The organism is Pediococcus sp. M21F004, from assembly GCF_051122535.1.
Taxonomy (GTDB): domain Bacteria; phylum Bacillota; class Bacilli; order Lactobacillales; family Lactobacillaceae; genus Pediococcus; species Pediococcus inopinatus.
Genome location: NZ_CP177314.1, coordinates 1,641,211 through 1,652,981 on the forward strand (window position 1 = coordinate 1,641,211; position 11,771 = coordinate 1,652,981).

An 11,771-nucleotide genomic window follows, 5' to 3' on the forward strand; every position below is an offset into this window, starting at 1 on the left:
ATAGGGGGAAAAACTTTGACCACTACTAATTATGATATTTCGCTTGTTCAAACAGATGATAAATTAAAAATATCAATCTTTACTTCAAAAATGAAAATAACTAAGTTATATGTTTCTGCTGTTTATTCTGAAGATATGGTTCAGACTTTGAGCCCAATTCATGAGAATGAATTTTGTATTGATCTCAAGCAATTAATTACAGAACTTAATCAAAAAAATATTAAAAGCAATAAGTTGAATATTCAGGTGTTTGATGAATTCGTGCCAGATGACATGTCTGCTGGGGAAGAAGACAACGATGAAGGAATTTTACCTGGAGCTGTTCAGAATGAGGATTTTAAACTTGAGCCCAAATCATTTAATTTAAAAAAACAACAACTTGAAATTAAAAATTTTCATACTTTTATTGCAGGTGATAATACCCTAACGCCGTACATTACGAAAAATGGCTTTCTTGCGCTAACTTTTAATACCGATTTGCCTGCAAGCACTTATGTTCGTCAAGAAACCATTAGTCAGTTCAAGATTAGTGATCAGTCCATTGATATTAGTGGGACATTGACGACAAATTATTTGAAAACAAAAAAAATTTTTATTGATTTTTATTTAAGGAGTTCCTTGAACATTGTTCGCTTACCTGGGAAGTTGGAATATAGGAATTCTAGTGTTGATTTAAGCAGGCATCGCTATAATTTCTCATTCCATATTGTTAGTGATGAATTAAAAAAAGTGGTTAAGAATATTGATTATATACGAGATGTTATAGATTTTGATATTTCTTTAGAAGTTGAAGGGTATAACGAAACTTTAAAGCATCGTTTGGGTAGACCGCGAGCAAGAGTTAGACAAGGATTAGAAGGAAACATGATTCTAAAGGATTCCCAGCTCAATGTGGAATTGACGCCGTATTTTACACTTAAGGGAAATAATTTAGCTATGTACTGCAATGTCTTTGATGATGATGCTCTTGAAACTTATCAAAATGTCCTGCATCATGAAGTGACCAAGGAAGAGAATGTTTGGTTGATTGGTGAAAAAAGTAATAAAGCGCAGGACAATGGACTTTTCTTTTTTAAATATCTAAGAGAAAATCATCCTGAAATCAACGCTTACTACGTAATTGATAGCACATCTTTAGATCGAGACAACTTCGATTCAATGGATCATGTTGTGACGTTTAATTCGGCGGAACATTTTAGAGTGGCTTATTTGGCTCAGGTGATTTGTGGGACGCATGATTATAAACTTTTATTACCGACAGTCAATCATGATTTTTTGAAATTGATTAAAGCCAAGATCGTTTTTTTGCAACACGGTGTTTTAGGCACTAAAAACCTTATCGATATCAATGGAAGAATGTTTGATACGTTTTATGCTGATGTTTTTGTAACTAGTTCAGAAAGAGAGAAAAATATTGTAACGAATGATCTGAAGTATCCAGAAGATAGTGTTATTGTTTCGGGGCTACCAAGATTCGATCGGCTGTTTGAAACGGGTAACAAAGTAAAAAGACAAATTCTAATCATTCCAACATGGAGAGATTGGTTACGTGATGATGATATTTTTAAAGAGAGTAACTATTTGTATGTGTATAATAGTTTGATTAATCGACCAGTCTTTCGTGAGTTAGCAGATAAGGGATATGAAATTCTGTTTTGCTTACATCCGAATGCTCAGCAATTCCTTCATTATTTTAGTATTCCTGATTATGTCACACCAATTAGCCAAGGCGAAGCAATGGTGCAAGATCTGATTAAAGAATCTGCTGTCATGATTACTGATTATTCCAGTGTGGGACTTGATTTCTCATTTCTCGATAAAGCTGTTATTTATTATCAGTTTGATCAAGTTCGTTTTCTTGGAAAAAAGGGTTCTCATTTGAATCTAGAAAGAGATTTACCAGGGGATGTTGCCTACAGTGAGGATCAAGTTATTGAAAGCCTCAGGACAGCTGAAAAACGTGATTTCAAAATTTCACCGAATAACAAGATTAAGTCTGGTAAGTTTTTGTTCAAAAAAGATCAGAATAATTCTGAACGAGTATTTATAGGAATTCAAAAATCAAAAAAAGAAAGCACCTTTGAAAAAATAAAATATGGCTTTATCTTTAATAAAGCTTTCGTAAGGTTCCGAAAGTCAAAATATTATTTTCCAATTATGAGGCGTATCTATGGCTTTATGAGAGTTTTCTTTACAGCAAGACCAAGGCAGATTGTTTTTGAAAGTGGTATTGGAAAACAATATTCAGATAGTCCAAAACAAATTTATCAACAGATGCTGACTGATCCAACTTTTAAGGATTATAATTTTATCTGGATTTATAATGGTTATGATATTGAAAAAGATAAGCGCTTGAAGATTGTAAAACGTTTTAGTTGGGAATATTTTTACTATCTAGCAACATCCAAATATTGGGTAAACAATCAAAATTTTCCACACTATATTCATAAACCAAGGCACACAACTTTTTTGCAAACTTGGCATGGTACACCATTAAAAAAAATGATGAATGATGTAGATGATTTTGCAGATAAAGATGATGGCTATGTACCAATGATGAATAAAGTAAATTCGCAGTGGGATTACTTGGTTTCACCGAGCCGTTATGCGACAGAAAAATTTCAATCAGCATTTCATCCTAAGGCAGAAATCTTAGAAGTGGGATATCCAAGAAACGATGTCTTCTTTATGAGTAGCACGAAGAAGAATGAGGTCTTAAGACAATTACGTAACATGTGGGGAATTAATAATAAAAAGGTGATTTTGTATGCGCCAACCTTTAGAGATAACGAAAAAACAAGTACTGGGAAGCAAGACTTTAAGCTGAATTTAAACATTGAAGAAATGTTCAATGCGCTGCATGAAGATTACGTTGTTTTGTTTAGGCAGCATGCTATTGTTAAAACAAAGCTGTATATTCCGGATTATTTTAAAAACTTTTTTATTGACGTTTCCACCTTTTCGGATGTACAACAGTTGTATTTGCTCGCTGATATTTGTATTACGGATTATTCTTCAGTTATGTTTGATTATGCAATTACGAAGAAACCACTGTTATTCTATGTATATGATTACGAGGATTATAAAGATAATTTACGAGGCTTCTATATTGATTTTGAGGCGGAAGCACCCGGTCCGTTATTATACAATACAAAGCAATTAATTGAGGCTGTTCAAAACATAGAGGAAGTTAAACGCATATCTAATACTAAATATGAGCAATTCTATCAAAAGTATGGATATATTGAAAATGGAACATCTACCAAAAAAGTTATTGATGCAGTTTGGAAAGATATTAAATAACACGATATAAGCACACTTATGGTTGGGTGAATAGTCATCGATTTTTTGTGTCGATGAGCTTGAAATCCAACTTTTTTAGAATATGTGTGGCAAATAGAATCTATTGGGAATAAATGGAGTTGTAAAGAATAATGATTTTTTCAAAAATAACAAAAAAGAATTTAGTACTTGGTTTAATTTCAATCTTTTTTTTAGTAGTTTCTGTAATGAGTAAGCTTTTGCTGAACGTTAACATGTCTTCGGCTAATGATATGCTAAAGGAAGTTTTGAAATTTGGAAGTTTGTTCGGCAATGTTGGAGTTATTGGAATCGTTTGTGTACTTGGTGCATCAATTGAATATAGGAAAGCTTCTATAAAAGGTGTGTTGAAATTGCTGATAGAAATACTGGCTTATACAATACCAACTGCTGCGCTAATTTTTGCGTTAAGTGTTCAAAGCATTCAGAAGTCGGCGCTTATAAGAAGTTTTTTCCCTTTTGCAACAAAGAATTACTGGATTGTTGCGGTTATTCTTTTTGGAAGTATATTGCTGGTTGGTGCACATCAGCTTAACGGTAAAATAAATCAAAGAATAGTCATTTGGATCTTTAGCACCCTTGGAATAATAGCCGTTTTATTTTCTGCCTTTCTTGCTAGTAGAAATCTAATTTTGATGATTATTTGGAGTTTCTTGATATTCTTGGGTTCAAGTTATATTGCAAATGAAAATTATAAATCTTCTAAATCATATGTTTTGTTACCACTATTTATTATTGTTTTAGCCATCACACTGATAATGACATGGAAACATCCTGATAACCAGGGCCTTCATGCTGCTTTAATCGCAATAACTGTTGCAACTTTGTTGAGTTATCAATTGTTACCAGATATGGCTAAACCATTAAAAGATTTAAACGGACTAATATTTACGAGAATACTTTTAGGACTTAGTTTAATTTTTTTAAATCCGTTAATTCTTGGAATACTAACTAAATATACGTTACTACAAGTATCTAATTTAACCACAATCTATTCTCTACTAGAATTTTATTTAATTACTTTAATTGTCATTTTAGTAATAGTAGTGGTTGAATCCCTTGGTGTTGCGAAAGAATATCTGGGTATTAAAAATATGCAAATTACATTACCCATTGCAATTTGTGTAATAGCTATCAGTTACCTAATTTATAACGGATCTCAGTTTTTAGATTCTGGATTAGTGGCCTTACAGAATAGCCAAGGAAATTCTCTGTATTTAGAATTGTTAAATTTGATTATTATTGCTTTGCTTTACCTTTTTGTTCAAGGAATATTTAATCGCTTTTGGTATTCAAATTTTCTTTTTATTATGCTAATGATGATTCTTAGTTATGCAAACTATGCTAAATTAATAGCACGTGATGAGCCGATCATCCGGCCAGATTTTGGAATGATTAAGTCCTTGCCAGACATTGTTCAGATGGTTAACTTAGAAGTGGTTTATGGCCTCATTGCCGCACTTATTGTAGTTATAATTTTGTCTGTTGTGTTGCAACATTTTGTGTTAAAGGGGCCAATGTTTCATTGGCCAGTAAGGATAGGGGTTCTTTTACTATCTACGCTCTTGTTGTTTGCTTTTGCTCAAACAGAGAATAAAATGAATTTGATTTCTTGGGAAGACAAAAAAGTAACGAATAGTAGCCCTTTAATGTCAGCATTGAGTAATGCAGGATTTAGTGCGCACCCGGGTGCCTTAGAAATGTCCACTAAAAAATATGGGCCCGCCATTACATTTATGAGTACAGTTATTATTAAAACAATGAATGAACCAAGTGGATATTCTCAAGCTAGTGTGAATGAAGTTGTAAAAAAATACAAAAAAGTGGCTCGGAAAATTAATCAAAACAGAGTCAACAAATCATTAAAAAAACAGACTGTTATCTACGTTTTGAGTGAAAGCTATGCAGATCCAAGAATGATGCCAACTGTTAAATTATCTAAAAACCCAATTCCTTATGAACAATCTGTGGAAAAAGAAAATACCTCAGGGTTAATGGATAGTCCTAGTTATGGTGGAGGGACGGCTAATATTGAATTTGAAGCGTTAACTGGCCTTTCGATGAACAATTTTGATCCTTCCATGGTGACACCTTACGTGTTTCTGGTTCCAAAGGTTGATAATCTGCCTGTAATAACAGATTATTTTAAAACTAAAACAGCTATTCATCCGTATTCAGGAGTGACTTATAATAGGACAAATGTTTTTAAAAAATTTGGATTCCAACGTTTCTATAGTTTTACAGGAAACAAATTAACCTATACCGGTAAGTTGGGAAAGTCGCCATATGTATCTGATGATTCTGCCTACCGGCAATTGCTCAAGCAAATTAACGCGACAAGCAAAGGCCAATTTATTCAGTTAGCAACTATGCAGAATCACATGCCGTTCCATTTAGGAACATATAATAAAAATGATTTTAAAGCAACCGGTAATTTGACTAAATCTAGTTTGGAGGCAATTGAATCCTATTCTCAAGGATTGAATTATACGGATAATGATTTAAAAATGTTAATTAATAAAGTTTCAAAAATGAAAAAACATGTCACAATTGTTTGGTACGGGGATCATTTACCAGGGCTATATGAAGGACCACTTGTTAATGGAAAGAATTTAGCTAAATATGATAATAAGTTACATCAAACTAATTATTTTATTTATAGTAATTTTAAACACCAGAAGTTAAACCATACAAAAGTGGTCTCACCTAATATGTTTACACCAATGATGTTTAAACAGACGAATACAAAAGTAACACCATATATAGCTTTGCTAACGAAAATAAATGATAACGTTCCAGCTGCGGAACGAGATAAGTACATGGCAGAAAATGGAGAATATATTTCTTATAAAAAGCTTTCTAAAGAAGCAAAAATTACTTTAAAAGATTATAAACTAATTCAGTATGATATTACTGCGGGAAAGCAATATTCATTGAAGAATAAAGGGTTTATAAAATAGAAAAGTTTAGGAAGTCAAATCTTGTGTAATAACGGTTTTAGTCCTTTAGTTGGGGGATTAAAACCGTTTTGTGTATGTTCATTACTATAGTCGAGTCGGCTTGCATTTCTTCAGATGTATTTTAACGCCTGAATAACTCACATAGTGTGGGCATGTTATGGATTTGATGTAACAGAAAAGTAATGAAACTAAATAAAGTAAGTGGGGTCAATTTGTTTTATAATAGTAGAATACGTGTCAGCGTATAGATGGTTTATACTAAGAGTTTGAGAGGTGTAATGCATGGACCTTATTTTATTTGTCATTGGTATTTTATTTTTATTCAGTTTAAAAGTACGAGCAAGTAACTTACAAGAAGATTATTTAAGTCGAAAGTGCTCCTATCCTAGTATTTGGTACATAAATTTCTGAACAGTTGTGCCATAATTAATAAAACAAGATAGGAGCATTCCAATGAAACGATATCAAGATGATTTTAAAGCCAGCATTGTGAAGATGCATCGTGAAGAGAAAAGATCTATTCGCTCGCTTTCCGAGGAATACGGTGTTTCTCCAGCCGCAATTCATAACTGGGTTAAAGGCGCTAAATCAGTTGAGCTAGAAGACGGTACTGAAGTAACGTCCAAAGAATTCAAACAACTTCAAAGGGAAAATCAGCGATTAAAGGAGGAACTTGAAATTTTAAAAGCTGCGGCGGTGTTACTGGGAAAGCATTAGGACGAATTAATTGCCTTGTCTTCATAGAAGATCAGTTATTGCGACACCGCTTATCAATTATTCTTTCGGCACTGAAATTACCGCGCAGCACCTATTACCATTGGAAAAGATATCAACCTAGTCAACACGAACGTGTTGATAAGCAGCTCAAAGAAAAAATTAAATTGATTTGGGAAAATAATTATCGTGCCTATGGTTATCCACGAATAACGATGGTGCTTCGCAAGTCAGGCATCTGTGTTGGGTCAAAACGAATTTTACGATTAATGAGGGAAATGGAGATTCACTCTTTAATGAATCGGCGATTTAAAAAACCTGGCACTCATGTGGATCATTCACAACGCCCCAATTTAATCAAGCACCAGCCCAATGCAAGGATATGGCGTGCTGACATTACTTATTTGGAATTATGCCCAGGAACCTGGGTTTATCTCAGTTCTATTTACGAACCAAAGGTTCATCAAGTTCTTGCTTTCAAGATTGGTCGTCAGATGGAGGCGACGTTAGTTGTAGAAACGATTAATCAGGCGCTTGAATGTCATCAAAAGCCACAATATTTTCACTCTGACATGGGTTCACAGTACACCAGCAACGAAGTTGAAACTTTACTTGAACGGCATCAGATTAGCCACTCATACTCAAAACAAGGTTATCCTTATGATAATGGGCCAATTGAAGCTTTTCACTCATTGTTGAAGAGAGAGTTTGCCTTTCAAACAACTTTTTCCAATTTTGAGGACTTGGTAATCCGAACCTCAAATTACATCAGTTGGTTTAATTCCGACAGAATTAGAACGAGTGTTTAGAAAAAGATGTGCCATTTATTGACATAGGAGCAATTTAGCGCTAAGCGGGAATTTGAAGGTTTACAGTTTACTAGCGATGGTAGTTCTTATCTGTTAAGCAATAAGGGATCAGAAATTCTAAAAGGTAGCACAAAGTCATTCTAGCAAGTAAGATTACTGGTCTTTTTTAGAAAAATAGTGTAACATAATATTTGAAAATTAAATAAGGTTCGTCTTCAGGGGCAGGGTGAAATTCCCGACCGGTGGTTATACAGTCCACGACCCATCATTGCGATGGTTGAATCGGTGAAATGCCGATACCGATAGTTAAAGTCTAGATAAAGAAGATTGGGTTATTTGTGTACTTTAAATTCAATTGGTCTTTTATGCTCTGATTCTGCATAAAAGGCTATTTTTATGGATACAAATAGCCACCCGGGATGAGTCCTTCAAGGAGGATGCTTCACATGGGCAACAAAAAGGTTACACGGTTGGTAGTTATCGCAATGATGGCTGCAATTTCTTATGTTTTATTATTGTTCAGTTTTCCCATTTTACCAGGGTTCACTTTTTTAAAGATTGATTTCGCGAATGTTCCGATTTTGATCACAATGTTGATTTATGGACCTGGACCTGGAATTGCCGCAACAGCGGTAGCGGGACTACTGGATGTTGTAACGAAGGACAGTAGTTTAGTCGGGATTATTGGAATCGTTGCAAATTTCATGGCGACAATGTGCTTCGCGTTACCGATCTATTACGCAGTGCATAAACACATGGCCGAAGGAATACGCAAACAGATTCGCTACGTCATTAGAGGAATTATATTGGGCACCATTTTGATGGCGGTCTTTATGAGCCTGGCTAATTTATTTGTTCTATTGCCACTTTATTTCAAACTAGTAAGCTTCCAAATTAATTTGTCGACCCTTAAGATGGTGTTATATGGTGTACTACCATTTAATTTGATTAAGGGCGCAATTGTTGGAGTTGTGACTGGTATTATTTATGGCCGAATGGTTCCTTGGTTACAAAGCCGTTTCCAAACTGCTAAACATTAAAACTAAAAAATGACTGTTTACATTGGAGTATCCCAATTCAATGTAAACAGTCATTTTTTATTAGTTTAAGATAATTAACTCTTGGGTAATTTTAGAAAGGCGTTGGTACCCAGTTTCTGTGACCAGGACATCGTCTTCAATTCGGACGCCACCAAGATCTTTCACATAAATTCCGGGTTCAACCGTCAAAATTTCGTTTTGTGAAACAGCGTATTCGGACATAGCGCCATAACTTTCGGGATATTCATGAATATCCAGGCCGATGCCATGTCCCATACCATGGTTGAATTCCTTACCATACCCTTTAGACGTGATAAAATCACGACCAATTTTATCTAAAGCTTTACCGGAAACACCGGGTTTTACGGCATCCATCGTTTTTTGTTGGGCTGCTTTTACGATGTTATAAATTTCTTTTAGCTTGGGATCAGGTTCACCCAAGGCAATGGTTCGAGTAATATCAGAAGTATAGCCATCTACATAATAGCCAAAATCGATGGTGATCATTTCACCAGCTTTGATGATTTTAGACGTGGCGGCTCCGTGGGGCATTGCCGCCCGAACCCCACTAGCCACGATTGTTTCAAACGAAGCACCAGTTGAGCCGTGAGCCTTCATCCAGTTATCTAAGATGTTTGAAACCTGAATTTCAGTTAAACCAGGTTTAATTTGGGTTAATAAGTAGTTAAATCCTTGATCAGAAAGTTCAATTGCTTTGATATTTGCAGCAATTTCTTCAGACCCTTTGACCGCTCTGAGTTGGTTGACGACCCCAGCAGTGGCCTTTAGACTTAGATTGGGCAGCTGAGTTAGCTTAGCAAAGTCTTGGTAAACAATTGTGTCTTCAAATCCAAGAACCTTTACAGAATTTTCTTTTACCTGATTGGTAATAACTTCCATATAATTACGGGTGATCATTAATTTAATGCCAACTTCGAGGCGCTCATGGAGATCCTCTTCGTATCGAGCGTCGGTAATCAAGGTAGCATCAGTGGGGGTAATAAATAAGCGACCATCACCTTGTTGACCATCAAAACCAGTTAAATATAAAAGATTGAATTCATTTTCAATTAATAGGGCATCTACTTTCAGATGACCTAATTTTGTTTGCAGATTTTTAATCCGATTAGTATACATAAGAGCCTCTTTCTGAAAAATGTTATAAACCTAGTTTAACCTAAATCTAATGAAAAACAACCTAATATTGGCGTTCTAGTCTCCTGTGGATTCTCCTGTAATTGACTTCTCATCTTTCGCAAGGTATAGTTTTGATAAATTAGGGGGTAATATTATGACATTAGAAGAAAAACTGTTGCTTAACAATTATTTAGAAACTGACCGTTTAATTTTACGACCGGTAACTGTAAAAGATGCTAAAGATATCTATGAATACGGCAGCGATCCGGAAACGGTAAAATATGTATTTAATATTTATAAAAGCTTAGAAGAAGCGCAAGGGCGCATTTTAGATTATTTTGTGAAAGATCCACTAGGCAAATTCGGGATTGAATTAAAAAGCAGTCATAAAGTAATCGGTACGATTGATTTTCGGCTGGATGCGCCGGATTTAAAAGCAGAGATTGGTATGCAATTGGCCGAAATTACTGGGGTAATGGATATGTCCCTGAGGCTGCAATACGGCTTTTACAGTTAGGATTTGAGGAGTTAGGTTTAAAACGCATTAATGCATTACACTGTTCGGAAAATTTGAAGTCTGGTCGAGTTATGCAGAAAATTGGGATGCAAAAAGAAGGAGTTTTGCATAATAACAGCCAACTGAAGGGTCGAACAGTAGACGATGTAATTTATGCAATTACTGATGAGCAATGGCAAAAAAATAATTTGTAATAAGGTGAGCATTTTAATTGTAACCGGTTGCATACCGTGCTATTATAATAGTTGAGGAAGGGGTAATACCCCAACCAGAAAGTTCTTCTCAGTTTGATGCTAGCTGGTTAAATTTGAACCAATCTAGTAAACGAATATTTAAAAACATCATCTACAGACGTGATGTCAAAGCAAAGTCTGAGATTGTGGCAGAGATAGACAGTTAGCGACAGGAACAAGAATTTTGTTGGAGGAATTTCAACATCGACAAGATAAACTGTTTAAACGATCGAAAAGTTCGCTGAAGCTCGAATAAGTGTGGAATCAGCGGGAGACCGCTTGAATCGCACCAGTAGATATAAAATAGATAAGTCGAGTGGGTTAGAGCAAAGATCGATAAAGATAATTAGTAAGACTAGGAGATTCGGTGTGTGATGCGTGATCTGTGAAGTTTTACGAAAGAAAAATAGATAGTTGTGAAGGTGTAAGGTTATTTCAAAGCAAAAACAATTAAGTGGTTGGGGTACTTCCTCATAGGGGAATCCAAGAAATGAGAAGATCTTGGATTCTTTTTTTATACATAAATTTAAAAAATCTTGAAAAGAAAAGAGCATGCCAAAGTTGAGAAAAAGCTCAAATAAGGCATGCTTATTTTGATATAATCAGACTAAGAATAACAAAATAAAAACGATGGTAGCGGGTAACAATTGGAGACTAAAAATTTTCTTTGTAGCAGTTAAACCGCCGTAAGTGCCGACAATCATCACGAAAAACATTAAAAGACGCAAAATGGTTATCAAAGTTGGACCACTAAAAAAGAATAATGTGCTAATGATCAGTAAGCCAAGGGCACCATTGTAAATACCCTGATTACCTAAAGCCACTTGGGCACTAGGTTGTTTAACAAAGCTGGGTGACAGGTCAAAAGCCTTGGCTTGCGTGTTAGGACCCGCAAACATTTCTAAAAGCATAATAAGTAAGTGTTCAATTCCAATTAATGCGGCTAAAAAAATCACAAATGTCGTCATATTAAATAAACCTCCATTGTTGAATAACTAGTTCTATTGTAGGGTATTCTCATCATTAGTGCTAGCTTATTG

General features: G+C 34.9%; 7 protein-coding genes, 1 pseudogene and 1 riboswitch. Of the genes and pseudogenes, 6 read left to right on the plus strand and 2 right to left on the minus strand.

The window, feature by feature from the left end:
• Window positions 1-15 precede the first annotated feature (15 nt).
• The 4 genes from ACLHK8_RS08255 (at window position 16) to ACLHK8_RS08270 (ending at window position 8,844) form a co-directional block, all read left to right on the plus strand.
• Window positions 16-3,303: a CDP-glycerol glycerophosphotransferase family protein gene (locus ACLHK8_RS08255; protein WP_063698060.1), complete on the plus strand. Its 3,288-nt coding sequence runs from the start codon at window positions 16-18 to the stop codon at window positions 3,301-3,303.
• Between the two features lie 131 nt (window positions 3,304-3,434).
• Entirely contained in the window at window positions 3,435-6,281 is a 2,847-nt protein-coding gene (locus tag ACLHK8_RS08260; protein ID WP_434520296.1) for an LTA synthase family protein, read from the plus strand.
• A gap of 453 nt (window positions 6,282-6,734) precedes the next feature.
• Window positions 6,735-7,804, plus strand: a protein-coding gene (locus ACLHK8_RS08265; RefSeq protein WP_156486344.1) for an IS3-like element IS1163 family transposase whose coding sequence is annotated in 2 segments (ribosomal slippage) — window positions 6,735-6,963 and window positions 6,963-7,804 — 1,071 coding nt in all. Because the reading frame shifts where the segments join, the coding sequence is not laid out codon by codon here.
• A gap of 207 nt (window positions 7,805-8,011) precedes the next feature.
• A riboswitch (FMN riboswitch) is annotated at window positions 8,012-8,136 on the plus strand.
• Window positions 8,137-8,250: 114 nt separating this feature from the next.
• Window positions 8,251-8,844 carry an ECF transporter S component gene (locus tag ACLHK8_RS08270; protein ID WP_063698053.1) on the plus strand — a complete coding sequence of 198 codons (594 nt, stop codon included), beginning with the start codon at window positions 8,251-8,253 and terminating at the stop codon, window positions 8,842-8,844.
• Window positions 8,845-8,904: 60 nt separating this feature from the next.
• On the opposite strand, the gene ACLHK8_RS08275 is transcribed toward ACLHK8_RS08270, so the two are convergent.
• The gene (locus tag ACLHK8_RS08275; protein ID WP_063698051.1) at window positions 8,905-9,981 is read right to left on the minus strand and encodes an aminopeptidase P family protein; all 1,077 of its coding nucleotides are present in this window, start codon (window positions 9,979-9,981) and stop codon (window positions 8,905-8,907) included.
• Between the two features lie 154 nt (window positions 9,982-10,135).
• Between ACLHK8_RS08275 and ACLHK8_RS08280 the strand changes: the two are divergent.
• Together ACLHK8_RS08280 and ACLHK8_RS08285 are read left to right on the plus strand one after the other, a co-directional pair.
• Window positions 10,136-10,530: pseudogene (locus ACLHK8_RS08280) on the plus strand (GNAT family N-acetyltransferase); the annotation flags it as partial.
• Window positions 10,531-10,569: 39 nt separating this feature from the next.
• Window positions 10,570-10,692: a GNAT family protein gene (locus ACLHK8_RS08285; RefSeq protein WP_320532116.1), complete on the plus strand. Its 123-nt coding sequence runs from the start codon at window positions 10,570-10,572 to the stop codon at window positions 10,690-10,692.
• A 641-nt stretch (window positions 10,693-11,333) separates the two neighbouring features.
• Here the strand turns inward: ACLHK8_RS08285 and ACLHK8_RS08290 are convergent.
• A complete protein-coding gene (locus ACLHK8_RS08290; protein WP_063698049.1) occupies window positions 11,334-11,699 on the minus strand; it encodes a DUF1304 domain-containing protein in 366 nt (121 codons plus the stop codon).
• Window positions 11,700-11,771 lie beyond the last annotated feature (72 nt).